The sequence below is a fragment of the Paraburkholderia sp. C35 genome, assembly GCF_003121405.1.
Taxonomy (GTDB): domain Bacteria; phylum Pseudomonadota; class Gammaproteobacteria; order Burkholderiales; family Burkholderiaceae; genus Paraburkholderia.
Genome location: NZ_QBUY01000024.1, coordinates 54,020 through 73,640 on the forward strand (window position 1 = coordinate 54,020; position 19,621 = coordinate 73,640).

Genomic DNA, 19,621 nt, shown 5'->3' on the forward strand with positions numbered 1-19,621 from the left:
TATGACGGACACAACCAAACGCGAGCCGATAATATCGGCCGACCTGATCGCGCGCACGAAAGACGCGGCGCGCGAGGTATTCAAGGGCTCATGCTCGACGGCCGACGACGTCATCGAATACATGGGCGGGGTGTTTCAGGTTGCACTCGACCGCAACGCCGCCAATGCTGCGCCTGATCTATGGCAACCGATTGCGACTGCGCCGCGCGACGGCTCGAACATCCTGATTAAGTTCGGCAGCGATGGTGTCTCTCAGGCGAAGTACACGCCGGGATGGGCGTGGCCTTGGATTTTCATCGACACGAACGACGGCATTACGTGGATGATTAATCGCGCCGTCGATGGGCCGGGCGGCCCCTCGCACTGGATGCCGATGCCCGATAGCAAGCCGTGCCGATGCCGCCGCCTTGGCGACTGGAATGGCTTGCACCACCCGCTTTGCAGTGAAGCGCCTGCATATGCAAGCGCAGGCCCGCGCGCCGTCTCCGATACCGACATTCGCATGCTTCACTCGCTCGCGGGGTACATGGCGAATCGCGACGATTCGCCGATGGCGGCGAGCGACCTCGCAAACCTCGCCGAACGGCTGCGTGCATTCCTGCCTAAGGGCGCGCTGCTGACTCCCATGACTGCCGCACAGGAGAGCCGCAATGTCTGAAAGAAACGATGCCGCGTTTTATCTGCGCGCTGCGCTCGACTGGATCGACCACATTCCGCGCGAGGTTGCGGATGCTCTGCCCGCTATGCCCGGCTTTGACCGTGATGAGGCAGAGACAGCCATCAAGCGAGCGGAATCCCCGGCCGTCATCGGCGACCATGCTCGACTCGAATCTAGCGTAACCGCTGAATGGCTTGAGGGCTACATTGAAAAGTGGCGCGACGCAAAGCCCGAGGAAATGAAGGCCTTGCCAGAAAGTGAACTGTACCAACTGTTGCAAATCACCCGGTACAACATCATTGATATTGCGGAAGTTGCAAGAACCGCACTATCCACGCCCGCCGCGCCGCCCCGCTTCCCCACCATGCTGCGCAAAATGTGGAGCGGTCGCGAGGTGCAGGAATGGCTCGATGCGAATGTGCCGCAGTTGAGCGGTGCGAGCGCGCATGAAGCAGCCACGACCGCAGGCGGCCATATGGTCTACGGCTCACTCGAAGCTATTCAAGCCGTCGTTAGCCTGCGAATCAAGGCAAGCCAGCAAGCCGCACCGACGAGCGCGCCCGCCGCCATCGTGCGCGAAAACCCCGACGATATCGGCACGATCATCGAAGCATCGCGCCCGCTCAACGTCGGAACCAAGCTGTACACGCACGGCAGCACGCTCGATGCGAACGCGGAAATGCTGCGCTCGCGCGGTCTGAATTACTACGCACCGGACGGCACGTTTATGAACGCCGACGGCACCCGCTCGATCTTTGATGACGTAGACCAATGACCAAAATTTGCAACGACTGCCGCAGTGAGCACCCGCTGCATGACGTGGATTGCCCGGTTGCCGTCGCGGCCGTGGCGGCGCGTGAGAACAAGCTGCGCACTGCCCTGCTCACGCTCGAAGGGCTTGGCTACACGTACACCGATGGCGCGGAACGCTGGAGGCCGCCCATTGGTCCGCGCCCGGAATGGCTCGATGAGCCCGGCCCGCCGCTCAGTGAAGCGGAGGAAACGCGCATCGCGAATCTCGCTATCGAAGCGGTCACGAAAAGCGGTGTCGCCACGATGACGCGCGAGCAGAAAACGGCGTATCTGACGATGATCGGCCAGGCGGCGCACCAGTTGCTGCGCTCCGTTGAGGGCGATGCGTATGTGCGCGGATGGCTCGACGCCTCGATTGTTGACCTCAAGCGAGCCCCTTTCCTCACATTCAGGAAACTCGACGCATGAGCACCTTCGCCGACCCCTTGCGCCGCCTGAGTGCCGCGCTTCTGGAGCAAGGCTACAAAACGCGTGTGAGCATCCCGACGGATGATCTTTCCGACCTGCTCACCGAATTTCAACGCAGCGACCGTATCGCGCGCGCCGGTATGATGCACACGGCAGAGGGCATGCAGCGTCATCCGTTGCGCGAGCGCTTCGAGGCGTTTTTCCGCACGCACCCAAGCGCCGAGGGCATTGAACCTGATTCGTCGGCGCACGCTATCGGCAGCGATGGCAAATACACATGGGCGCACAAGCAAGACATGTGGGACGCGTATCAGGCGGCAATCACGCCGGTAACGTTGCCCGACGACAAGGGAAATCATGAGCAAACGATTTGAGTTCGAGCGGTTCGACCTGCGCGGGTGCGCCTGCGACGAATGCGATACGGGCGTGACGCCTCGCGCCGAGTTCGATGGTGAATGGGTCAAGGCGCAGGACGCGCTCGACCGTGAGGCCGTATTGCAGGCGCGGATTAGCACGCTGGAAGTGCAGTTGAAAGACCGCTGGAAATACTTCAACGAAGCGCTCGCGCGCATCGAAGTGCTGACGAACAAGCCGCGCGCGGACCCGCAGTTAGACCATATCGACGCTGACGAACTGACGTTCGATGACTGGCTCGCGGAGTTGACGGATAGTGACAAAGACGCGTTGCTGCGCGAATTGTGGGAAAGCAAACGGGGCAACGCATGAGCGTCGTCTATACCGCTGACGTGTTCTGCGACGGCGACGGTTGCAGCATGTGGACACATGGCGCGACCGCTGCCGATCCGCCGACCATGCGCGAGGCGCGCGCGAATGCCGCAAAAGATCGTTTCGTGCGCCACAAGGGCAAGGACTATTGCCCCTCGTGCGCGAAATCCCTTGGCCTGCTACCCGCGAAGACTAAGCATGATTGACCTATTCGGCGAAGTGCCGGAAAAGCCGCGTGCGCCGCGCGTGCTTCGAATGCACGTAGTAGATGCAGGCGATAGCGACGATGACGGCGCGCCAGTGATCGCGAAATTCGCGTGCGCGCGTTGCGGCACTAAGACAGACTGGGTAACGTGCACTTACAGCGACGCGAAGCGCGGCATCCCCTGCGACACCTGCAATAACCCGCCCACTCAAAAGGAGGCACCGTGAGCGAAGATCGATGCACGAAATGCAAAGGCCTCATTCGGCCGTACCATGAAGCAATCCTAGACGACAACGACAAGATGGCACACAAAACCTGCCCGACGGACCTGTTTGGCAAGCCCGTCGATGATGAGTTTGTCGGCGGCGCGCCCCGCGATCTTTTCTCGACCCTTGGCCTTGAACCCGACGTGAGGTAAGCGTGAGCACGAAAAAGGAATCTCCCGTCGTGCGCGATTTGCTTGAGGAAGCCTTTCGCATCCTGCAGCACGACACAGGCGAACACAATGAGGAATACGTGTATCTGCGCGGCCAGCTTGCCAAGTCGTTCGAGCAAATCCTGAATCGCCATCGCACGAACGGACGCCAGAAGTGAAGCGCGAGCCGGTCTATGTGGGCGAGCGGCTAACCGGGCACAACGTCCACTACCCGCCCGTCTATATCACCGTGCGCGACATGCGCGGCTACGATTCGATCATTCAGGCCCGCCCGGCGCGCGTGGTGTTCGAGCCGATCAAGGGCCAGCCGGGATTATTTGAATAACCCACTCAGAAAAAGGAGTCCGTTGTGCCGAGATTTAAATATGCAGTTGAGCAACGCCTACGCTTCATCGACTGCCTCGTAGCGCATTACGGTTCGGTCAGTCGCGCTGTACTCATTGACTATTTCGGTATCTCGATGCCTCAGGCCACTAACGATATCCGTACCTACATTGATGAGTGCGCGCCCGACAACATCGTCTATGACCTGAGGGCAAAAAAATACGTGCGCACGGCCAATTTCAAGCGAGTATGGGACTGAGTGAATTGCACAATCATTCGTGACAACATACAATTAAGGCTCAATGACCGCCACGAGTGATAACCGCATGAAAATCCTAGTCGATAAAGCCGCGCTCGATGCGCTGCTGAAATCCGCGACGCCGCACCACGAGGGCAGCACGGCGGCCATCGCCGACGAACTGCGGCTAGATGACCTCGCGAGCGAGGCCGTTGCCGTGGCGGTGCGCAAACAGGGCCGCACGCGCAAACCTAGATCGGAACCGATTGATCCGCTCGACCAACTGGCAACCATCGTTCTAGGCGTGGCCGAAGCCACGAATCGCCGCCTGAAAGCAGAGGTCGCGGCATCCGATACGGTGATGCAGGTCTACCTACGCGCGGTGCTTCACACGGCCATGCGCGCGGGTATTTTCGACCGTGTCACGGCCGCGTTTCAGGCAAAGCACGAAGCCGCCAAAGCGGAGAAAACCGAATGAAACGGCTGATGAGCTTTCCACAATGTGAGCCTGAGCAAATTGAAGCCGGGCACCGTGATCCTATCCCTGAATCCATCATCGTCAATGGCCGCTCCGTGCGTAACAGGTTCCGCCGTGGCGAGCGCAAGGCAGGCTATAACGTGATCGCGATTGACGTGAAGATCACGCGGCGTTACGCGTTCGTGAAACTCACCCGCGAGGCGTATGAGCCCATCGAGCCCGATGCAGGTTCCGACGAGTGGCACATGTCATTCACCGAAAACACCACGTACTACGCTCTATCGCCGGAAGAACTGGCGAGCGTAGAGGTTGAGATTGAGACGGCCGAAAGTCACGGCGCGCAGGTGTCGCGGCGGGCCGATCTTGCAGAAACAGTCACGCTGTCCGCTACGTTCGACTATGCCGGATATGCTGCGAGGACGTTATGACGCAAACGGACGCCGAGCAAGCGAGGCTCAACGAATACGACGCGAACGAATGGTTCGACGTGGTTCGCTCTTTCAGGCCCGACATGACGCGCGAGCAGTTCGACGTTATGTGGGCGGATTTTCAGGAACAGAAGCGCCTGCGCGCATTGCATTGAGGATCAAATGGGAATGCACCTTTGGGCGAAAGATGATCTGAGTACGGATCTGCGCTGGCGCGATGCAGGCGGATTGGTTATCGCGCTCGCCCGGCCTTTCGACAACCACGCTCAACGCGATCCGTTCAGAGACGATATGGACAACATTTCGCCCGAGGCTACGGCACGCCTCGAAGCGGACGCGCCGACCGACCTAGAAGCGTTTCGCACGTATTGCCTCGAACGCCACGGCCGCCGCGAGTTTGTAGCCGCACTCGATACCGATGGCCTTAGACAGATTCGCACGTTCATTTCCGCCTGCGCGCAGCTTGGCGGCGGCATTACCGTTTCGTTTTAGCGAGGATTGAATGAAGGTGTCTGAACTCACCGGCGCGACGCTCGATGTATGGGTTGCTATCGCCCTGGGCGAAAAGCGCAGCGAGCGGCATATTCACAATCAGACCGCACCGCATATGTACTGGCTCGCCTATGGCGAGCGCGGCGCGGCGCGCGTGTGCCCGCAGTATTCGAGCAATCCACGCGATGCTATGACTGTCATCGAGCGATTCAAGCCAACGCTTGAATACCGCCCGGCAATCAATGAGTGGGCGTCAAACGTCCCGCACCGTGACGGCCTTTGGAGAACCGGATTCGGCGAGACGGCAGCGATTGCCGTGTGTCGTGCGGTTGTGCTGGCGCACTTTGGCTACGACGTTCAATTTGATACAAAGGATGAACCGGCATGAAAGTACAGTTTCACTATTCATTTGCATCGAGCGACGACCATATCGATTTTACAATCGATCTAGATCATATTCCGCGCGAGGGAGAGTATCTCGATATCAGCCGTGATTTATTTCCATCCGATTATCCCGAGCAAAAATTGAAGGAAAAGTTCGGCGAAGAACTGGGTATTTACGGAAGTGTTTCGATGATGGTTGATTTTGTGACGCACAAAATTGGTCGATCAGGCCACGAAATCGCTATTTCGTTCGCTCTCCCCAGTGACCTCGAATGATTCGATGACCCGATATGAATCAAAGTGAAATTAGCAAGGCGGTTGTTGAGGCCCTTGCACGAGCAAACGGTGCAGGATGTAATGTACGAGCAAGATACACAGAATGTGCGCTTACGGTGGGCGTGCCGGGAATGGGCGGTTTTGAATGGATTGACGCCACCCCTGAGCAGGTTCTAAGGCTGGCCGATGACCCTACGGCTATTTATGCCGAACTCGTCGGTCTCACGAAAGCTGAATACCTCGAATGGTTTGAATCGCAAGGGCTTGTCTACTGCTCAGGAACGACAGTGAAGGGGCAGCGCTGCAAAAATCCTATCGTGAGGCCTCAAGCCCTGTCGGCACAAGACTGGAAAAAGCTTCGCGAAGACGGCGGCTACTGCCACGCACACGGCGGCTAAAGCCACAAACATTTTTCTAGCAGCACAAAGCGCTCCCTCGCCTACTCCAACGGCGCGAACAGAGGGAGCGCTTTCTTTTTCCTAGCCTATAATTCGTGATTTTGGACCGAGCATCACGAAATGAAGCGATTGAAAGTCTCCGACCTTTCCGGTCCTCAACTTGATTACTGGGTTGCGCGTGCGGACGGCATCGAGCGAGCGGTGATATTGTCCCGGCCGAACGACGACCCGTTTTCTGGCTGTTTCGCACCCAGTTTCGCATTCGAGCACGAGGTTTTGCCTGATTTAGACCCTTCGGTAGATTTTGAGGACCGCAAGCCGGATGATTACATGAATTACAACCCCTCTATCGATTGGCGCGTAGGTGGACCGATTCTTGAACGCGAAGGCCTTTCTATCGAGTGCAAAAAGAAACGTGACGGCACGATGAAGTATCGCTGCCCGCAGTGGACCGATAAATGGAGCGAGACATATCTGCTTGCTGGCATGCGCGCCTTTGTCGGCCTGAAATTCGGCAACTGGGTTTCGCCACAGAAGATGGCGGACGGAATCTAGTCAACGCCCAACGAGGATTCCCGATTCAACACCATGAAGCCGGACCCGACATACGAGCAGCACTTAGAAACGGTGCGCGCCGCGATCATGCGGCGCATCGTACAGGCCCGCGAGCACCCGCCCGGCAGCAAACAGCACGGCGCATACCTTGGCACCGCAGAGACGATTCTCACCGGGTTCCTGCGCCATTGGGACGTCAGCGACACCGACGAAACGCGCCTGCGCCGTCTCATCGACAATGAACGCGCCGCCTAGTCGAGCAGCGTTTTCACGCGCACCGCGAGCGATAGATACTCGCTCACCCATTTCGGAAACTTGCCCGCACTCACCCAACGCGACACCGTCGTTGGATCGACGTCGAACCGTTGCGCGAATGCTCGCTGGCTCCATCCGAGCACCGCAAGGCTATGTTGGAAGTCTGCATTTTTCATAGCATAGATATTAGCAAAAGGCCGATCTTTGCGCCGGTCTGTATCTGCATTTTGCAGTATGGAGGGTTTTGCGATGGAACTGCCTCAATCAGACGGTGCCGACACGGCCACGGTATTCACGGCCGCGCTTGGCGTGCTGTTCAAGACGCACCCGAACCCGGCCGCACTGCTCGCCGAGTGGGAGCAGATAGCCGCGCACATGCCGCTCATGATGCTGAAAAACGGTGCGGCCGACGTCGCGCACAATGCGAACGTGGTGATCGCGCAGGGGCTGTTGCATATCGCCCGCGAGGCGGCGAAAAACAGTTGACGCATGAGAGTGCACTGATAGACTGGCCTCGCTTTCACGTCGAGGGTTCGGCGGCAGTCGGTGGGCGCGGCTGCTCGTAGGGTCACTTCTCAATTCCTTAACGCTGCCATATGCGAGCGTCGAGCGCGAAACGTGAAAGCACTCTCAGAACGGTCGTAGCTCAGTCAGGTAGAGCACCCCTCGTATGGGGAGCGGAGCGCTGTGCAGGGTTTAGCGGCCCTGTGTATCTCTGGGTATCGGCCGGTATCGTCGCGGGTTCGAATCCCGTCGGCCGTTCTGAGGGTCAGCGTGGAAAGCAGACACGCCATAGAGCAGGGCTGGAGCGGCAGGCGCGAAGTGAGACGAGCAGTGACACCAGTAGAGGGCGAAAGCCCGTCGAAGCCCACTGCACACGAGGCACGTAGCCGACGCGGAATACCAGAGCCGGATTAGCGCCCGGCACTCTCAACAGATGCGAAACCGAGGGCGGCGGTGAGTCAGTAAGGAAAGCGTCGATTGAACGATGTAGCGTTCGGCGCGGAGCCTGAAAGCAATAGACCGTGCGAGTGGTGGGGCATGGCGTTAAAGTCCAAGCTACCGGGACACGAGCGGAGGAAGGGTCCGCACACTCACTCATGGCGATTGAACGCGCGGCAGCGTCCGGTAATGGGCCTAAATGCCAGCACACCAAATCCGGCCAGTCGCCAGCAGTGAGAGGGGAATAGCGCGGGCTGACGCGCGGCCGTACCGTTCGCGGTGTACTCTGGACCGCAAAGCCGGAAGGATTGCAGCACCGGCCACTCTCAACGCATGGCGACTAGTCAGGCGCGGCATAATGGCGTTCTAATCCACCACACGAGGCCGCAATGAATCGCCCCCACCTCTTGCATGTCAAGTTCGATACAACCGTGATGCGCGGCATCATGGAAATTTCGCGCAGTGTCATCGAAGGAAAAGTAGCACTGGAAGCAGGCGCGCCGCCGCTCGACCGCGCAAAGGCTCTGTCGAGCGCCTTCACCGAGGCCAACGTGTTCATGACCGTGCTCGAAACAATGAGCGCGGACGATCCTGCGCAAGCCGCTGAGTTGAAAACTCTGATGCAGGAAGCCAAACAACACGCCGCATGGGCCGCGTCTGAAATCGCCAAGGCTCGCTGAAAATCTCAACGAGCACGACACACACGCGGGCCTTGCGCCCGCGTTATCATTGGCGCATCGCAAGCCACAAATCCCCCTCGCTTCTGGCCTCATCGAGCGCCAGCATTTGCAGGTACGCGCCCCAGGCATCGACCGGCCGCGCACTGTTCGCCTCTTTCAGCCACTTCGCACGCTCAACCTCAGGCCGCGCAGTGAACCACGCGATGCCCTTGCGGGGTTCCTCGTGTCGATTGGCCGGAAACATTTCGCTGCGCACCCGCATATCGCCAACATACAGGTGCAGGTGATAGCCGCCGCCGTAGGCTTCAGCGCGCGGCTCGACGGTGTAGCGGTATCGCGACATGGCAAGTCACCCCGGATAGTTTTTGTGCATCCACGCGCTCGCTTCTTCGATGGAGCCAAATTCCTCAAGCACCTGTTCCGGCACGCCGGGACGCAGCGATACGATCACCGCAAAGAAACGATCAGCGCTACCCCTGAGCACCGGGCGCGAGCGGTATTCGTTCCATCGCGTCATTTGCTGTTCCGCGAGCGCGCAGGCGGCCTCGTAGTCATCGGCTACGCCCCAGTACGTCGGCCGGTCCCATGCGCCGCCATTCAGACAGCGGACGTCGATCTTGCCGTCATCCATCGTCACGCCGAATGGCTTATCCCACCAGGCATCGAGTTCCGCTGCGCTGCGGTCCTCATTGGGCGTGTTGTCGAAGTTATCCGGCAATATCGGGTCAAGCGGAATACGGGCGGGCATGGCTATGGCTCCTCTGTGGTGAACCCACATTTTGACGCATTCTCGCGGGCTCGCGCGGCGCGCTATGTCGCCTCAGAGAGACAGAATCCACGCGTCGCCTGCGTCCATCGCCTCGCAATGCGCCTCGTTCCGAAGGTACGCACCGTAGGCATCCACGACGCGCCCGGTATCTCCTGCCGCCCGCATCCATTCCCTGCGCGTCTCCCCGTCAAGGCAGTTCCACCAAGCAATGCCTGTACATGCCGCAGCCATCGGATCAGCCGGGTACACGCCGCCGCCCACTTCCACACCGTCTTGCAGCAAGCGCAATCGCCATCCCCCCCCAACTTCCGGCGCGCGCGGCAAAACCTCGTAGTCGCACCGCGTGCCGCCACTCCCGCCATCGCTCGCCATAATTCCTCCAGGGTATCGTGAACCGCCATTGCGCCGCAACCGCAACAAAACATGCAAAGTTGTCGACCATGGCCAAAGCCCCGCCAGCCTTGGCTTTCAGCGATTTATCGCCCCCGAAAACGACACAGTTGTCGATCAGGCTTTTTGCACGCCTGCTGCACAAAAGAAAAATCCGCCACGCGGGCGGATTTTTCGACTGCTTAGGTTGAAACTCACGAAGTTGTAAACAACCGTCGCTTTGGCCGGTCCAGTCCGGTAGTTCCATCGCCCGATAGACGCGATGCTATCACAGCCCGCCGCTATCGGCGACCGATGCCGCGCATCTGCTTGCGCTTGCGCCGTTCCTGATTCACGCGGGCATTGAACAGCGCGCGCGCCTGCTTCTCGCGCCATATGTTCTCGCGCCGCAGTTGTCCGGCCTCGCTGCGCCGCTCATAGGGCGGCTCGCATTCGGCCTTGAACTCGACGGGCTGGCGCAGGTAGTCAAGCCGTCCTAGCAAGCCGTCTAGCGTTTTCTGCGGCATTTGCGGCGGTTCCATTCGGACTATTGCGTCGATGAAGCGGTCGAACTGCTCAGGGTCCACCGGGGTTAGCTCGATGGTGCCGCTCATTGGTACGCACTCGAATGCTTTCTCGACGGCCGCTATCTCGCGCACGATATCCCCGCTATACGAGAGCGAGCCACAGACAATGACAATTCCTCGCATATCAGAATCTCCACTTTGCGCCGAGCTTGACCTTAGCGCCCTTCTCATCGGAATAGGTGACCGTCGCGCTTACCCGCGGCGATGGCGGGATTTCCGCGTATGCCACGCAACACGAGACGTCTAGCGTGTCGGGATTAATGACCGGCACCACCTGCACATGGGCGCAGCCCGACAGCACTGCGCCGACCAACAGCCACATGCGGATCATCCGTGCGGGCCTCGCAGGCCGCCCGCCCTGTAGATCTGCCAACACAGGATGAGCGCCAGCACGGCAATCAGGAACGTGCCAGTTTTGGGATGCGAGTCGAGAAACACGACAGCGGCCGTCAAGCCTTTGAGCCACCACGTCAGCACGATGAGCGCGAGCGTCAGAGGCGAGAGCAAGGCATTTACCGCGAGTTCGATGAGGCGTTCTTTCATTGCTCACCTCGCGCGCTTTCGCGGCCTGCGCCAATGCCGATCAGCAACAGGAACACGACGAGCGCGTGCGTGCGCAACGCGCTATCGGCCGTGAAGGCGTGACCCGGCTCGCCGATGGTTTCGATCACCACTACCACGGAGAACACGAGCACCGCGACGACAAGCGCGCTCACGCCGCGACGGAAGATGAAGCCGCCGACAAAGCGCGCCGCCGCGAACAGCAATTCAGCCAGGACGATCAACGCCTTGCCGAGATACGAGCCGATGACGATGACGACGAAAAACAGCACTTCCCTGAAATTCATTGCGTTTCCTTCTGTTGAGCCCGCACGCGGGCGAGTTGTTCGGACACGAGCGCATGACGCGTTTCGAGCCAGTTGTATTGGTGCTGGAAGTCTTCTGCGCGCTTGCGGTGCGAGTGGCACGCGACCGCGCACCACGCCCACCCGGCGATAGCCAGCACCGCCAGCACTGAGAGAGTGATGACGGCACCGACCATCACGCGCCGCCTACTACGCGACCCAAATCACCCTTGTGGCCTCTCGCGCCGGTGCCGCCAATCGAGCGGTGCGTTTTCGCGTCGCAAACCTCACCGTCGCGCTCAAACGTCTGAGCGGCAACAGTGGGCGCAGGATCAGCCACGAGACGGCCGACAAGTGCGGTCGATTCGAAGCCGTCAACCGTGAGCCGCACCTCGTTGCCCTCGCGCCCGAGCGGGCCGATCACGTATGCCGCGCACAGGTCACCGACCATCACCGCATACCTGATGTTCGGTGCGGCGGCGCGCGACGCGTTGCGGGCCGTTTTACGGGCCTGCATGGCCTGCCTGATGGTGGCGCCGCCGTAACGCTGCTTAAAGGCCGCCGCGCCCGCATACGTGGCCGCCGTATATCCGTCCTCGCCATCGACAATGACGCGCGCCGCGAGCCCTTGCTCGAACAGCGCTTCACGGCCTGCCTTGCTAGGCACGTCGCCATCCCACAGCGGGCCGCGCTCGATCAGGCCGATGAGCGTATCGAGCGCGCCGCCATTGGCGTCGAGCAGCGCCTGCGCGCGTTCGGCCGGGCTCACGCTGATACCGTGCGAGTGGCCCGGATCAGTGATCGTGTGCGCGTGTGCGTGCGAGTGACCGACAACCAACGGTGCGATGCCATGCGAGTGGCCCGGCACAGCGGTGACGAAACCGTGATCGTGCGTGCCGCCATTGCGGACCATGTCAAAGGCGTGCGGGTTTGCCGCCAGCAATTCGTCGCGAATGTCGCTCATTTATTCACCTGTTGCGTTGACTGTTGCGGATTGAAGGGGTTGCAGCCGTGCGCGACGGCCTGCCAGAAAATGGCCCATACGAGCCACGGATTGAGGCCCATGCTTACGCGACCTGTTGCGGCATCGAGAGGCGGCGCGAGTAACGCCGGATCAGGACGGCCGTGAGGATGAAGCCGCCAGCAAGGGCGAACGCCACGAGCAGCGCCACGAGCACGAACGCGCCGCCCAATGCGCGCGACTCGCGCCAGATGCCGCCGACGGACCAACAATTGATCCAGCTAACGACAAAATTCAGTGCGAGCATCAATGCGATGGCCATTACTTTTCCCCTTTGTTGCTCACCATTGCGAGCGGATTGACGATGGATTGCGCAATGAGCAGGCGTACAAATTCGTCGCGCCGCTCGTAATAGCCGTTGTTGTCCGGAATGAGGTCCATTGCGCGCATGAGCTGGGCGCGCTCGCGCTCTTTGTCCACGCGCGCCATTTCGAGTGTGGCGAGGTCGGCCTGCGCCTTTTTGATGGCGGCACGCAAGGCGCTTTCCTCTGACTCGCTCTTGTCGATTTCCTCGTACAGCACGCGCACGCGCGCGACCGTGTGTGCGTCGGGAAAGCCGCTCATGCCAGTTCCCCGATGCGGTGCAGGCGTTGCATGGTTGCCTCGATAACGCGCCGCCCGAATGCTTCGAGAATCGCGTCTCCGTGGTCACCCGGCTCGACGTTCGCGAGAATCGTGCGGGCGTCCTCTTTCATGCCGTTGTAAAGGCCGATCATTTCGGCGCGCGTGAGCAGTTGCGCCGCCTCGCTTGCCAGCGTCACGTCCGAGCCGCGCAGCAGAATGCAGCGGAAACGCCTGCCTTCGTTGTGCGCCTTGTCCGTCTCTGCGCGGATCATGTCAGCGAGTTCGGTCCAGAAGTGGTGCGGCGCGTCCATCGGGACGGTCACGAAAACCGTATCGGCATCGCTCGCCGCCTTGACCTGCGCGAACGTCTCTTGCACAACCGGATCAGAGACGGGCACCGTATGGGTCAGCGCGCCATCGAGGGTGACCGTGCCATCAAAGTGCGCCTCGCGGTCGAAACTCACCACGCCGCCGAGCACGAGGTGCCCGCCCTTGATCGTGATTTCGACCGGGCCGGTGCTGTCCGGCGAAATGCGGATATTCATATCGCCGCTCATGCCTTCACCTGCGCCGGTTGTTGCAGGGCAATCGTGCGCTCGCATGCCAGGCGGATTCCTTCGAGCACGAGGCGACGCTCTTTGGTCTTTTCCTGCGTGAGCGCATCGGCGGCGATGGCCTGAATCACTTCGAGCGGGTCCGCATCGTGCGCCAGCACAATCGACGTCTCGACACCGCGCACGAGCCCGGCATTCTTAAAGAGCTTGTCGAGCGCGTTGGTCGGCATCTTGCGAGTGATCGGGAATGCCTGCGCGACGGCGGGCGCGGCCGGTACAGCGGGCGGCGTAGGCTCAGGCGGCGGCGCGTCGATCACTTCCATTTCGCCATTCGCCCACGAGTCTTCCATGTTGTTTTCGTCGGCTCCCTGCACCTGCAGGGCGTGCGCCTTGACGTCCGACCAGTTCATATTGTTCTGCGCCCAGTCGGCGAGGTCATCATCATCCGCAACGCGCCTGCCCTTGTAGTAGCCGTTGTACGAGTCCTCTACGACCTTGGCGGGGATATGCCACTTGCTGCCGTCGAGAGCCGTCAGCGCGATTACCTTGTTCGTCATAGTTATGGGTTGGTTGAGGGTTATTCCGTCGCCTGCGTGGCGGCCTGTTGCTGCTGTTTCTTGTTCGCGTAGTACGTGCGTTTGCTGTCCAGAATCCGGGCCTTGTGCCGCCCGTAGTGCGCCTTTACCGTCACACGCGAGCGCGCGCGGTTGCACTCCACGCACAGGCCCGACTTCACATAGCGCTCGACCGTATGGCCGTGGCGGCACGCCTTGCCGGTATAGAAGCGCACGAGCCCGGCCGCTTCTGCATCGGTGCGACTGATTATCGAGAGGGGTTTTTCCTTACCGTCCATCGGTTTTCCTAGTTCGCCGGCGCGGCGTTTTGTGCGGCCTGTTGCTGCAATCTCTCCATCACGCGAGCGCGCGCGGCGGCCTTGTTGTCGGCACCCGCGCCGGTGTCAAAGTCCTCTGCGAGCGAGACGGTCGCGTTCTCCAGAAAAACGAATGAGCATGTGTCCCAAATGTCCGGCGAGGGGATGCCCTCTTTGCGCATGTCGTCTTTCTTCGCGATCACGCGGCGGGCCTTTTCGTCATAGCTGTAGGGAATGCGTGAGCCCTGTTCCACGAGCTTTTTGACGAACGACTTAGGCACGTCCGCAGAGATACCGAACCGACCTTCCTGCACCGCGCGCGAGAGGCCGCAGATAGCCTGCGCACGCTGGTTGAAATACCGTTCCTTGTATTCCGTGGCGAAGTTCGGCGCGCCCCAATTGACCTTTGTGTAGTTGGCGAAGCCGTCAAGGTCCAGTTGCTTGCACACGATCAGGCCCATACCGCCCGCGTCGATCAGTGCGTTCGAGTTCGGTCGCTCGCGCGATTCCGTGATTACATGGCCGTGCAGTTCGGCCGGATTGATGGTGTTCGAGTGCAGCGGCACGGTCGTAAGCTGCGCACGGCGCGCGTCCGGGCCGTATTCGCCCTGGCCGTTGACCTTGAACGCAGGCATAACCGACCAGTCGCGATAGCCGCCACCTGCGACGTCGAGCGGCAGCAGCCAGCCGTAAGGCTCGCCCGGCTTGATGACTTCGAGCCCGTATGCCGCCTCGATAGCTTTCGGACCAAGTAGAAAGCGGCTGCTGTTCTCAGGGAACTCGCCGAGCACCTTGATCGAATATTCTTCTTCGGTGTACTGCTGCCGCTTTTCCAGAATGAACGCGGCCGACACAATCGGCGATTCCTCGCTGTTGAACACGAGGGCATTCCACACGCCGCCATGATCGCGGCTCAGTTTGTGGTGCGTGTCGTAGAAAAAGCCCGTCGGCCGGGTCGGCTGCGACGCAATGGCAATGCGGTTGTTCGCGTCCGTGAGGGAGCCGGTGATAACGCCGAAATTCGAGTCGGGAATACCCGACGCCTCATCGCCTAGCCACAGCAGCCAGTCACGGTGCGCACCTGCGAGGTTTTCAGGGGAGCCACGCGGCGCGGTCTTTGCGATGACAAACCAGTTGAGCTTGAAGCCCTTCACATAGACGCGCTCAGACTCAATCTCGAAATACTCCCTGATCCACGACTGCGGGCCGTTCTGGATTTTGGTCGAGAGGTCGGCGAACTCTTTCCAGACACCATCCGATACGGTCGTGATCTTCGGCGCGGTGAGGATTGTGTTCGAGCAGAAGTAACAGAGCAGGTGCCACAGGGCGATGATGGCAAAGCCCGACGTCTTGCCCGTACCGTGGCCCGACGATACCGAGGTGCGCGAGCCCGGATCACTGACGCTCTGGAATAGCTCGATCTGCTGCCACGTCGGCACAAGCCCGCATACCTCGATAGCGAAGCGCACGCAATCGAACGCGTACCGCTCGACAAACGAGCGATAGCGGGCGTCCAGCGGCAGCGAGATACGGGTTTGCGCCACTTACTCGCCCTGCCCGTTCTGTTCGCCTAGCTGCAATTCCGCCTGCTTGCGGGCCTCTGCCTCTGCACGAGCACGCGCCGCCCGCTCGATACCCTGCCGGTACACCTCGTTCAATTCGTCGGTTGTGGCGGTCGTGACGGCCGTCGTGACCTGCGCATCAACCTGCTCGCGCCATCCGGCGATGTTCTTCAGTGCAAGGGTTGCGAGGCGCGACTCATATTGGCCGCCCAAACCGCCCTCTTGAAGCAATGCCGACTGCAAATCCCGGCTACGCGCGTAGGCGTAAGAAAATTCCGGGTGCTTGAGGGTCTTACCGTCCTTTTCGGTCGCTACAGACCAGTCGTGAAGGGTCTGCCGCGTGCCCCCGATTGAGTCGGCGAAACGTTCGAGCGTCGGGAAGCGATTGAGCACGGTTTCAGTGACCGTCATCGGCTTGCCTTCCTTATCGGCCTTGGTCACCTCTACTGAGCGCTCGACGTCAATGCGAAAGAACGCAAGGATCATGTCTACGAACTCATCGCGGTAGACAGTCGGCCGCCCTACCAGTCGCTTGAGCACGCTGGCCGTTTCTTTCTTCTCTACGGGCGGCATGGGTGCGGGCGTGCCGGCTTTCAGCGGATTCGCTCCCTTACGCTGCGCCGGTGCCTTGGCGGCCTTCCTAGCCGGTGCCTGCTTCGCCGGTGCGGCCTTCTTTGCGGGCACCTTGCGCGCCGCCTGAGGCTTTGCCTTCCCCTTAGGCGCGGGCGCATCTTTGCCCGGCTGCTTGGCGGGTTGATTCTCAGGTTGATCGTTTGCGCTCTTACCTGCGCGCCGCCCACCCGGTGTCTTGCGAGTTGCCATGTGTTTCCTTACGTGTGTGAGCGTGCGTTAGCCGTCGAGCCCTAGCTCTTGCTGGCTGTAGCGTTCGGTGAGGTATTCGATCGGTTTGAGGCGGCCCGCGCGCAGTTCATCGAAATAGCTGTCGATGGCGCGATAGCGCATTACCTTCTGGCGAAGCGGAGCGACGGCCTGCGAGAGCTTTTCGGCGGCGATGACAAGTGCGGAACTGCCGCGTACTTCTTCGATGCCGTGCTTACGGGCGATGGCGAGTGCCTGCTCGACCTCATGCGCGGCTGTACTCACGCGCTCGAAGTCCTCAGGCACCGGCTGCGTCTGACTGGTGTACTGGATCATCACCGTGGCGAACTGAGCAGCGAGCCCGCCCAATATCGACTCAGCACCGCGCATGAGTGCGTGCTGATGTGCGACGCGGCCGTCAAACTCCATGTGCGGCGAGAGCCCCAACAGGAAATCGCACGAGACGGCGTACACGTCGGATGCCTGCCGCAGGAACTGGTGATCGCGCGGCGTGGGCCGGTCACCCGACTCAATGAGGCTGATCTGCGTCGAGTTCTTGTAGCCAAAGCGTTCGGCCGCCTCTACGGCGGTCATACCCGACATGACGCGCGCTACGATCAGATTGAAACGCAACGTCTCCAAGTCCTCAGGCTTGTTCTTGTTGCGCACGAAGCGCTTGAGAGCTTGCCGGACCTGCGCGTCGCGCTGCGCGTCCGTGACGGCTGTTTTGTTTTTCATCCGACGAACCCCAATATGCGGTCTACCCGCTCGTTGATAACCGCGTCCAACTGGGCGCGGGTGTAGGTCACGAGCACGTTTTGCAGCAGTACGTCGATTGCCTTGCTGTAAAGCTGCTCGAAGTCTTCTTCTGGCATCGAACCAAACGCGATGCTTTTCGGTGTCACGCGCACGCTGCCGTTAAGCCGCGTGCTCACGTCGAAATAGCCAGCGAGAATCGTCACGTCGGCGCGGAACTGCTCGAACGTCGATTGCACCTCGTACCCCTTGTGGAAGCGCGGCGGCGGCTCCCATGCCTCATAGCCGATCTGCAACAGGGCGAAGAACTTCCGATGGAAGCGCGGATTGCGCACGCGCTTTAGATCGGAGCGGATGAGCTTGCCGACGGGCAGCTTGGCGGCGAGTTCGGCCTGTTCGGCATCGGCGGGCACGAAAGAGCCGTCCGGGCGCTTGATGAGCAGCACTTCCACCCGTCACACCTCGCGAATGTCGATGCCGTGCACCGTTTTCATGAGGTGCTTGCGGTCGCGGTATGCGCGCGTCTGAAAACCCTTCGAGTCTTCGACAATGGTTTGGCCTGCCTCGCCATACACGCCCGTCTTCACGACGACATAGACGAAGTCAGCGAAGTAGCGCAGCGCGGGCTTTTTGCGCTTCTCGCCGATATCGACGGCGGGCGCGAGGACAAAGCGCACCTGGCATTGCAGTTCGGTGATTTCGCCCGCGTCCTGCGCGGCACTGAGCAGCACAAAGCGATCTGCCTCGCGCATGCTCGCGAAAGTGCGCTCACCGATGGTCACGCGCTTGTTGCGCATCTTTGACGGCTTGGCTTCCGGCGCGCCGCCCGGCTCGCGACCCTGTTTGCGTGCGAGATTCGCCTCTAATGCGCGGAACTCAGCTTCCGTGAGGCGCGCCCGGCGCGGGTTCTTCGCGCGCAGGCGGCGTTTATGGGAGGGATTCATGCGCGACGGCCTCTCTTGAACCAGTAAGTGCGGATGCCGACAAGCCATGCGCCGGTGTAGAACATCGACAGTGCGAACATGCCCCACTGCCCTGCCGTGAACGTGGCGTATAGCCAGCACGGCTGACCAATCAGGCCGATGACGCAAGCGGCGCGGCTCGCGCGCAGACTCCCCAGTTGCGTGAGCCATATCGCGAGCGCGCCGGACACGAGAATTACCGTTTGAATCATGCGCACATAGACCCGTCTATTTCATGCGCGACATTATATAGACGCGTCTATATTCCGGGCCAAATTTTTTTAGCTAGGAGATCCGCCACAAAGGTGAGCTTTTCCGGGGCGTGCGCGTCGATCAGCGGCAAGAGGTCTACCAACGCGTCTTCCAGTTCCTGTATGCGTTTGCGGTCGGCGGCCACGGCCTGCGTGTTCATCCTGCGGTCATACGCGTACATCGTCTTTTCGAGCATGTCGATCCGGTGGCGCAGGATCGTTTCACGGCTCATCAAACCCATAGACATGTCTATTTTTTCCCTGTTTTTGCTTGGTGCTCGACACCGCGCTGATATTCGGCCTTGACCAGTTCGATCACGAGCGCGAGCGATTCCTCGCCGCCCTCGCGCTTGCGGATGCGCTCATACTCGCGCCGCCGCTTTTCCTTAGGCAGATTCGCCAGCAAACGGATCTGACAGCACCGGCAGAAGTTGCTATAGAAGCCCGAAAACGTCTCATCGAGCGGGCAGCGTGTCAGTGCATCCACCGGCGCGCCCCCAATGCGAGCAAGTCGTGCTCCCACGCATGAAACACCTCGCCCGACTCAAACGCGATTTCGTACACGCCGCCCAGTGACGGCACGCGCTCACCCGAGGGCAGGTACATGAAATCGGCGAGCGCGATCACTGTGCAGAGCTGGCCGATGAGCGACCACCCCTGCGGCGCGCGGCGCGGCCGGAAAATGAGCACGTCATCGACGGCATGGGTCCAGTACGTCACGCGGTCACCTCATTGGGCCGGTGCACGTCGCGCATGCTGGCGTCCGTCGGCGGCGTCTCATCGCGGCGACGCAACTGGCTTTCGAGCGCGGAGCGGCGCGCGCAGTCTTCGAACTCAATGGCGTAGAACGTGCCTTGCTCAGGCTCCATCGTGTCCGGGTTGATGGATTGCGTGCGGTGCTCCATCACGAGGCATTCCATGCCGTTGCGCTCAGGCTCGAAGCGGCCATGCTGAAAGATGAGGATTTCGCCGATGGCGTATTTATGGGACATGGT

General features: G+C 60.5%; 44 protein-coding genes and 1 tRNA gene. 21 read left to right on the forward strand and 24 right to left on the reverse strand.

All coding sequences use genetic code 11. The annotated features are described in order from the left end of the window. The first annotated feature begins 1 nt into the window (after position 1). From DK391_RS17020 to DK391_RS17095, 18 genes are all read left to right on the forward strand, one after another. Positions 2 to 658 carry a hypothetical protein gene (locus DK391_RS17020; RefSeq protein WP_109479140.1) on the forward strand — a complete coding sequence of 219 codons (657 nt, stop codon included), beginning with the start codon at positions 2 to 4 and terminating at the stop codon, positions 656 to 658. Beyond that, complete coding sequence (locus DK391_RS17025) at positions 651 to 1,433, forward strand: hypothetical protein (protein WP_109479141.1); 783 nt, start codon at positions 651 to 653, stop codon at positions 1,431 to 1,433. Before DK391_RS17020 ends, DK391_RS17025 begins: the two co-directional genes overlap by 8 nt. Beyond that, entirely contained in the window at positions 1,430 to 1,879 is a 450-nt protein-coding gene (locus DK391_RS17030; protein WP_109479142.1) for a hypothetical protein, read from the forward strand. The genes DK391_RS17025 and DK391_RS17030 overlap by 4 nt, the downstream gene beginning before the upstream one ends. After that, complete coding sequence (locus DK391_RS17035) at positions 1,876 to 2,253, forward strand: hypothetical protein (RefSeq protein ID WP_109479143.1); 378 nt, start codon at positions 1,876 to 1,878, stop codon at positions 2,251 to 2,253. The genes DK391_RS17030 and DK391_RS17035 overlap by 4 nt, the downstream gene beginning before the upstream one ends. Then, positions 2,237 to 2,605: a hypothetical protein gene (locus tag DK391_RS44890; RefSeq protein WP_204117379.1), complete on the forward strand. Its 369-nt coding sequence runs from the start codon at positions 2,237 to 2,239 to the stop codon at positions 2,603 to 2,605. The genes DK391_RS17035 and DK391_RS44890 overlap by 17 nt, the downstream gene beginning before the upstream one ends. Continuing rightward, positions 2,602 to 2,811 (forward strand): hypothetical protein, encoded by a 210-nt coding sequence (locus DK391_RS17045; protein ID WP_109479144.1) that lies wholly within the window; start codon positions 2,602 to 2,604, stop codon positions 2,809 to 2,811. Before DK391_RS44890 ends, DK391_RS17045 begins: the two co-directional genes overlap by 4 nt. A 222-nt stretch (positions 2,812 to 3,033) precedes the next feature. After that, positions 3,034 to 3,228: a hypothetical protein gene (locus DK391_RS17050; RefSeq protein WP_109479145.1), complete on the forward strand. Its 195-nt coding sequence runs from the start codon at positions 3,034 to 3,036 to the stop codon at positions 3,226 to 3,228. Positions 3,229 to 3,230: 2 nt separating this feature from the next. Continuing rightward, positions 3,231 to 3,404 (forward strand): hypothetical protein, encoded by a 174-nt coding sequence (locus DK391_RS44315; RefSeq protein WP_162600830.1) that lies wholly within the window; start codon positions 3,231 to 3,233, stop codon positions 3,402 to 3,404. Next, a complete protein-coding gene (locus tag DK391_RS44320; RefSeq protein ID WP_162600831.1) occupies positions 3,401 to 3,571 on the forward strand; it encodes a hypothetical protein in 171 nt (56 codons plus the stop codon). Before DK391_RS44315 ends, DK391_RS44320 begins: the two co-directional genes overlap by 4 nt. A gap of 325 nt (positions 3,572 to 3,896) precedes the next feature. Then, positions 3,897 to 4,286, forward strand: coding sequence for a hypothetical protein (locus DK391_RS17060; RefSeq protein WP_109479147.1), 390 nt, complete (start codon positions 3,897 to 3,899; stop codon positions 4,284 to 4,286). Then, on the forward strand, positions 4,283 to 4,714 hold the full coding sequence (locus DK391_RS17065) for a hypothetical protein (RefSeq protein WP_109479148.1): 432 nt from the start codon (positions 4,283 to 4,285) through the stop codon (positions 4,712 to 4,714). Before DK391_RS17060 ends, DK391_RS17065 begins: the two co-directional genes overlap by 4 nt. Further along, positions 4,711 to 4,869 carry a hypothetical protein gene (locus DK391_RS44325; RefSeq protein ID WP_162600832.1) on the forward strand — a complete coding sequence of 53 codons (159 nt, stop codon included), beginning with the start codon at positions 4,711 to 4,713 and terminating at the stop codon, positions 4,867 to 4,869. Before DK391_RS17065 ends, DK391_RS44325 begins: the two co-directional genes overlap by 4 nt. 7 nt (positions 4,870 to 4,876) lie before the next feature. Next, a complete protein-coding gene (locus DK391_RS17070) occupies positions 4,877 to 5,206 on the forward strand; it encodes a hypothetical protein (RefSeq protein WP_109479149.1) in 330 nt (109 codons plus the stop codon). Between the two features lie 10 nt (positions 5,207 to 5,216). Then, positions 5,217 to 5,594, forward strand: a complete 378-nt coding sequence (locus tag DK391_RS17075; RefSeq protein WP_109479150.1) for a phage protein NinX family protein — start codon at positions 5,217 to 5,219, stop codon at positions 5,592 to 5,594. Then, positions 5,591 to 5,866, forward strand: a complete 276-nt coding sequence (locus DK391_RS17080; protein ID WP_109479151.1) for a hypothetical protein — start codon at positions 5,591 to 5,593, stop codon at positions 5,864 to 5,866. Before DK391_RS17075 ends, DK391_RS17080 begins: the two co-directional genes overlap by 4 nt. Positions 5,867 to 5,880: 14 nt before the next feature. Beyond that, positions 5,881 to 6,264, forward strand: a complete 384-nt coding sequence (locus DK391_RS17085) for a hypothetical protein (protein WP_162600833.1) — start codon at positions 5,881 to 5,883, stop codon at positions 6,262 to 6,264. A gap of 120 nt (positions 6,265 to 6,384) precedes the next feature. After that, a complete protein-coding gene (locus tag DK391_RS17090; RefSeq protein WP_109479153.1) occupies positions 6,385 to 6,819 on the forward strand; it encodes a phage protein NinX family protein in 435 nt (144 codons plus the stop codon). Between the two features lie 33 nt (positions 6,820 to 6,852). Then, positions 6,853 to 7,074 carry a hypothetical protein gene (locus tag DK391_RS17095; protein WP_109479154.1) on the forward strand — a complete coding sequence of 74 codons (222 nt, stop codon included), beginning with the start codon at positions 6,853 to 6,855 and terminating at the stop codon, positions 7,072 to 7,074. Here DK391_RS17095 and DK391_RS17100 read toward each other — a convergent pair. Beyond that, positions 7,071 to 7,250 carry a transcriptional regulator gene (locus tag DK391_RS17100; RefSeq protein ID WP_109479155.1) on the reverse strand — a complete coding sequence of 60 codons (180 nt, stop codon included), beginning with the start codon at positions 7,248 to 7,250 and terminating at the stop codon, positions 7,071 to 7,073. The genes DK391_RS17095 and DK391_RS17100 overlap by 4 nt on opposite strands. A 73-nt stretch (positions 7,251 to 7,323) precedes the next feature. On the opposite strand from DK391_RS17100, the gene DK391_RS17105 reads away from it, so the two are divergent. The 3 genes from DK391_RS17105 (at position 7,324) to DK391_RS17110 (ending at position 8,696) form a co-directional block, all read left to right on the forward strand. Continuing rightward, on the forward strand, positions 7,324 to 7,560 hold the full coding sequence (locus DK391_RS17105; RefSeq protein WP_109479156.1) for a hypothetical protein: 237 nt from the start codon (positions 7,324 to 7,326) through the stop codon (positions 7,558 to 7,560). Positions 7,561 to 7,709: 149 nt separating this feature from the next. Then, positions 7,710 to 7,836 (forward strand) — tRNA-Thr (locus DK391_RS44330). 611 nt (positions 7,837 to 8,447) lie between these two features. Next, entirely contained in the window at positions 8,448 to 8,696 is a 249-nt protein-coding gene (locus tag DK391_RS17110) for a hypothetical protein (protein WP_162600834.1), read from the forward strand. A gap of 46 nt (positions 8,697 to 8,742) precedes the next feature. Here DK391_RS17110 and DK391_RS17115 read toward each other — a convergent pair whose 3' ends face one another. The 23 genes from DK391_RS17115 to DK391_RS17230 form a co-directional block, all read right to left on the reverse strand. Next, positions 8,743 to 9,039, reverse strand: a complete 297-nt coding sequence (locus DK391_RS17115; protein WP_109479158.1) for a hypothetical protein — start codon at positions 9,037 to 9,039, stop codon at positions 8,743 to 8,745. A gap of 6 nt (positions 9,040 to 9,045) precedes the next feature. Beyond that, entirely contained in the window at positions 9,046 to 9,444 is a 399-nt protein-coding gene (locus DK391_RS17120; protein ID WP_109479159.1) for a DNA-binding protein, read from the reverse strand. Between the two features lie 692 nt (positions 9,445 to 10,136). Continuing rightward, the gene (locus tag DK391_RS17130; RefSeq protein ID WP_162600835.1) at positions 10,137 to 10,448 is read right to left on the reverse strand and encodes a hypothetical protein; all 312 of its coding nucleotides are present in this window, start codon (positions 10,446 to 10,448) and stop codon (positions 10,137 to 10,139) included. A 97-nt stretch (positions 10,449 to 10,545) separates the two neighbouring features. Further along, positions 10,546 to 10,743, reverse strand: coding sequence for a hypothetical protein (locus DK391_RS17135; RefSeq protein WP_109479162.1), 198 nt, complete (start codon positions 10,741 to 10,743; stop codon positions 10,546 to 10,548). Positions 10,744 to 10,748: 5 nt separating this feature from the next. Further along, on the reverse strand, positions 10,749 to 10,964 hold the full coding sequence (locus tag DK391_RS17140; RefSeq protein ID WP_109479163.1) for a hypothetical protein: 216 nt from the start codon (positions 10,962 to 10,964) through the stop codon (positions 10,749 to 10,751). Continuing rightward, on the reverse strand, positions 10,961 to 11,269 hold the full coding sequence (locus DK391_RS17145) for a hypothetical protein (protein WP_109479164.1): 309 nt from the start codon (positions 11,267 to 11,269) through the stop codon (positions 10,961 to 10,963). The genes DK391_RS17140 and DK391_RS17145 overlap by 4 nt, the downstream gene beginning before the upstream one ends. Then, the gene (locus tag DK391_RS17150) at positions 11,266 to 11,463 is read right to left on the reverse strand and encodes a hypothetical protein (RefSeq protein WP_109479165.1); all 198 of its coding nucleotides are present in this window, start codon (positions 11,461 to 11,463) and stop codon (positions 11,266 to 11,268) included. Before DK391_RS17150 ends, DK391_RS17145 begins: the two co-directional genes overlap by 4 nt. Further along, on the reverse strand, positions 11,463 to 12,230 hold the full coding sequence (locus DK391_RS17155; protein ID WP_109479166.1) for a hypothetical protein: 768 nt from the start codon (positions 12,228 to 12,230) through the stop codon (positions 11,463 to 11,465). The genes DK391_RS17150 and DK391_RS17155 overlap by 1 nt, the downstream gene beginning before the upstream one ends. A gap of 103 nt (positions 12,231 to 12,333) precedes the next feature. Next, positions 12,334 to 12,549, reverse strand: a complete 216-nt coding sequence (locus DK391_RS17160; RefSeq protein ID WP_109479167.1) for a hypothetical protein — start codon at positions 12,547 to 12,549, stop codon at positions 12,334 to 12,336. Beyond that, positions 12,549 to 12,851: a hypothetical protein gene (locus DK391_RS17165; RefSeq protein WP_109479168.1), complete on the reverse strand. Its 303-nt coding sequence runs from the start codon at positions 12,849 to 12,851 to the stop codon at positions 12,549 to 12,551. Before DK391_RS17165 ends, DK391_RS17160 begins: the two co-directional genes overlap by 1 nt. Continuing rightward, the gene (locus tag DK391_RS17170) at positions 12,848 to 13,408 is read right to left on the reverse strand and encodes a hypothetical protein (RefSeq protein ID WP_109479169.1); all 561 of its coding nucleotides are present in this window, start codon (positions 13,406 to 13,408) and stop codon (positions 12,848 to 12,850) included. Before DK391_RS17170 ends, DK391_RS17165 begins: the two co-directional genes overlap by 4 nt. Next, the gene (locus DK391_RS17175; RefSeq protein WP_109479170.1) at positions 13,405 to 13,962 is read right to left on the reverse strand and encodes a hypothetical protein; all 558 of its coding nucleotides are present in this window, start codon (positions 13,960 to 13,962) and stop codon (positions 13,405 to 13,407) included. Before DK391_RS17175 ends, DK391_RS17170 begins: the two co-directional genes overlap by 4 nt. A gap of 20 nt (positions 13,963 to 13,982) precedes the next feature. Then, complete coding sequence (locus tag DK391_RS17180; RefSeq protein ID WP_109479171.1) at positions 13,983 to 14,258, reverse strand: hypothetical protein; 276 nt, start codon at positions 14,256 to 14,258, stop codon at positions 13,983 to 13,985. A gap of 8 nt (positions 14,259 to 14,266) precedes the next feature. After that, a complete protein-coding gene (locus tag DK391_RS17185; protein WP_109479172.1) occupies positions 14,267 to 15,820 on the reverse strand; it encodes a hypothetical protein in 1,554 nt (517 codons plus the stop codon). Further along, positions 15,821 to 16,660 (reverse strand): hypothetical protein, encoded by an 840-nt coding sequence (locus DK391_RS17190; protein ID WP_109479173.1) that lies wholly within the window; start codon positions 16,658 to 16,660, stop codon positions 15,821 to 15,823. It lies immediately after the preceding gene. Positions 16,661 to 16,687: 27 nt separating this feature from the next. After that, positions 16,688 to 17,326, reverse strand: a complete 639-nt coding sequence (locus tag DK391_RS17195) for a helix-turn-helix transcriptional regulator (protein WP_162600836.1) — start codon at positions 17,324 to 17,326, stop codon at positions 16,688 to 16,690. A gap of 65 nt (positions 17,327 to 17,391) precedes the next feature. After that, positions 17,392 to 17,865, reverse strand: coding sequence for a DUF1367 family protein (locus DK391_RS17200; protein ID WP_109479175.1), 474 nt, complete (start codon positions 17,863 to 17,865; stop codon positions 17,392 to 17,394). A 3-nt stretch (positions 17,866 to 17,868) separates the two neighbouring features. Continuing rightward, entirely contained in the window at positions 17,869 to 18,357 is a 489-nt protein-coding gene (locus tag DK391_RS17205; RefSeq protein ID WP_109479176.1) for a DUF1064 domain-containing protein, read from the reverse strand. Next, the gene (locus DK391_RS17210) at positions 18,354 to 18,587 is read right to left on the reverse strand and encodes a hypothetical protein (RefSeq protein ID WP_109479177.1); all 234 of its coding nucleotides are present in this window, start codon (positions 18,585 to 18,587) and stop codon (positions 18,354 to 18,356) included. The genes DK391_RS17205 and DK391_RS17210 overlap by 4 nt, the downstream gene beginning before the upstream one ends. A gap of 47 nt (positions 18,588 to 18,634) precedes the next feature. After that, complete coding sequence (locus DK391_RS17215; protein ID WP_109479178.1) at positions 18,635 to 18,874, reverse strand: hypothetical protein; 240 nt, start codon at positions 18,872 to 18,874, stop codon at positions 18,635 to 18,637. A gap of 2 nt (positions 18,875 to 18,876) precedes the next feature. Further along, positions 18,877 to 19,032 carry a hypothetical protein gene (locus DK391_RS17220; protein WP_162600837.1) on the reverse strand — a complete coding sequence of 52 codons (156 nt, stop codon included), beginning with the start codon at positions 19,030 to 19,032 and terminating at the stop codon, positions 18,877 to 18,879. A 68-nt stretch (positions 19,033 to 19,100) separates the two neighbouring features. Beyond that, a complete protein-coding gene (locus tag DK391_RS17225) occupies positions 19,101 to 19,346 on the reverse strand; it encodes a hypothetical protein (protein ID WP_109479180.1) in 246 nt (81 codons plus the stop codon). After that, positions 19,343 to 19,618 (reverse strand): hypothetical protein, encoded by a 276-nt coding sequence (locus DK391_RS17230; RefSeq protein ID WP_109479181.1) that lies wholly within the window; start codon positions 19,616 to 19,618, stop codon positions 19,343 to 19,345. Before DK391_RS17230 ends, DK391_RS17225 begins: the two co-directional genes overlap by 4 nt. Positions 19,619 to 19,621: the final 3 nt, after the last annotated feature.

Coding starts and splice junctions, on each gene's coding strand:
- DK391_RS17175 (WP_109479170.1), bottom strand. CDS start 13,962: ATGACGAACAAGGTAATCGCGCTGACGGCTCTCGACGGCAGCAAGTGG.
- DK391_RS17070 (WP_109479149.1), top strand. CDS start 4,877: ATGGGAATGCACCTTTGGGCGAAAGATGATCTGAGTACGGATCTGCGC.
- DK391_RS17155 (WP_109479166.1), bottom strand. CDS start 12,230: ATGAGCGACATTCGCGACGAATTGCTGGCGGCAAACCCGCACGCCTTT.
- DK391_RS17085 (WP_162600833.1), top strand. CDS start 5,881: ATGAATCAAAGTGAAATTAGCAAGGCGGTTGTTGAGGCCCTTGCACGA.
- DK391_RS17080 (WP_109479151.1), top strand. CDS start 5,591: ATGAAAGTACAGTTTCACTATTCATTTGCATCGAGCGACGACCATATC.
- DK391_RS17090 (WP_109479153.1), top strand. CDS start 6,385: ATGAAGCGATTGAAAGTCTCCGACCTTTCCGGTCCTCAACTTGATTAC.
- DK391_RS17100 (WP_109479155.1), bottom strand. CDS start 7,250: ATGAAAAATGCAGACTTCCAACATAGCCTTGCGGTGCTCGGATGGAGC.
- DK391_RS17230 (WP_109479181.1), bottom strand. CDS start 19,618: ATGTCCCATAAATACGCCATCGGCGAAATCCTCATCTTTCAGCATGGC.
- DK391_RS44325 (WP_162600832.1), top strand. CDS start 4,711: ATGACGCAAACGGACGCCGAGCAAGCGAGGCTCAACGAATACGACGCG.
- DK391_RS17120 (WP_109479159.1), bottom strand. CDS start 9,444: ATGCCCGCCCGTATTCCGCTTGACCCGATATTGCCGGATAACTTCGAC.
- DK391_RS17180 (WP_109479171.1), bottom strand. CDS start 14,258: ATGGACGGTAAGGAAAAACCCCTCTCGATAATCAGTCGCACCGATGCA.
- DK391_RS17190 (WP_109479173.1), bottom strand. CDS start 16,660: ATGGCAACTCGCAAGACACCGGGTGGGCGGCGCGCAGGTAAGAGCGCA.
- DK391_RS17215 (WP_109479178.1), bottom strand. CDS start 18,874: ATGTCTATGGGTTTGATGAGCCGTGAAACGATCCTGCGCCACCGGATC.
- DK391_RS17115 (WP_109479158.1), bottom strand. CDS start 9,039: ATGTCGCGATACCGCTACACCGTCGAGCCGCGCGCTGAAGCCTACGGC.
- DK391_RS17105 (WP_109479156.1), top strand. CDS start 7,324: ATGGAACTGCCTCAATCAGACGGTGCCGACACGGCCACGGTATTCACG.
- DK391_RS17130 (WP_162600835.1), bottom strand. CDS start 10,448: ATGAGCGGCACCATCGAGCTAACCCCGGTGGACCCTGAGCAGTTCGAC.
- DK391_RS17075 (WP_109479150.1), top strand. CDS start 5,217: ATGAAGGTGTCTGAACTCACCGGCGCGACGCTCGATGTATGGGTTGCT.
- DK391_RS17020 (WP_109479140.1), top strand. CDS start 2: ATGACGGACACAACCAAACGCGAGCCGATAATATCGGCCGACCTGATC.
- DK391_RS17095 (WP_109479154.1), top strand. CDS start 6,853: ATGAAGCCGGACCCGACATACGAGCAGCACTTAGAAACGGTGCGCGCC.
- DK391_RS17065 (WP_109479148.1), top strand. CDS start 4,283: ATGAAACGGCTGATGAGCTTTCCACAATGTGAGCCTGAGCAAATTGAA.
- DK391_RS17030 (WP_109479142.1), top strand. CDS start 1,430: ATGACCAAAATTTGCAACGACTGCCGCAGTGAGCACCCGCTGCATGAC.
- DK391_RS17205 (WP_109479176.1), bottom strand. CDS start 18,357: ATGAATCCCTCCCATAAACGCCGCCTGCGCGCGAAGAACCCGCGCCGG.
- DK391_RS17210 (WP_109479177.1), bottom strand. CDS start 18,587: ATGATTCAAACGGTAATTCTCGTGTCCGGCGCGCTCGCGATATGGCTC.
- DK391_RS17150 (WP_109479165.1), bottom strand. CDS start 11,463: ATGGTCGGTGCCGTCATCACTCTCTCAGTGCTGGCGGTGCTGGCTATC.
- DK391_RS17145 (WP_109479164.1), bottom strand. CDS start 11,269: ATGAATTTCAGGGAAGTGCTGTTTTTCGTCGTCATCGTCATCGGCTCG.
- DK391_RS17170 (WP_109479169.1), bottom strand. CDS start 13,408: ATGAGCGGCGATATGAATATCCGCATTTCGCCGGACAGCACCGGCCCG.
- DK391_RS17035 (WP_109479143.1), top strand. CDS start 1,876: ATGAGCACCTTCGCCGACCCCTTGCGCCGCCTGAGTGCCGCGCTTCTG.
- DK391_RS17160 (WP_109479167.1), bottom strand. CDS start 12,549: ATGGCCATCGCATTGATGCTCGCACTGAATTTTGTCGTTAGCTGGATC.
- DK391_RS17165 (WP_109479168.1), bottom strand. CDS start 12,851: ATGAGCGGCTTTCCCGACGCACACACGGTCGCGCGCGTGCGCGTGCTG.
- DK391_RS44890 (WP_204117379.1), top strand. CDS start 2,237: ATGAGCAAACGATTTGAGTTCGAGCGGTTCGACCTGCGCGGGTGCGCC.
- DK391_RS17135 (WP_109479162.1), bottom strand. CDS start 10,743: ATGTGGCTGTTGGTCGGCGCAGTGCTGTCGGGCTGCGCCCATGTGCAG.
- DK391_RS17060 (WP_109479147.1), top strand. CDS start 3,897: ATGAAAATCCTAGTCGATAAAGCCGCGCTCGATGCGCTGCTGAAATCC.
- DK391_RS17140 (WP_109479163.1), bottom strand. CDS start 10,964: ATGAAAGAACGCCTCATCGAACTCGCGGTAAATGCCTTGCTCTCGCCT.
- DK391_RS17045 (WP_109479144.1), top strand. CDS start 2,602: ATGAGCGTCGTCTATACCGCTGACGTGTTCTGCGACGGCGACGGTTGC.
- DK391_RS17025 (WP_109479141.1), top strand. CDS start 651: ATGTCTGAAAGAAACGATGCCGCGTTTTATCTGCGCGCTGCGCTCGAC.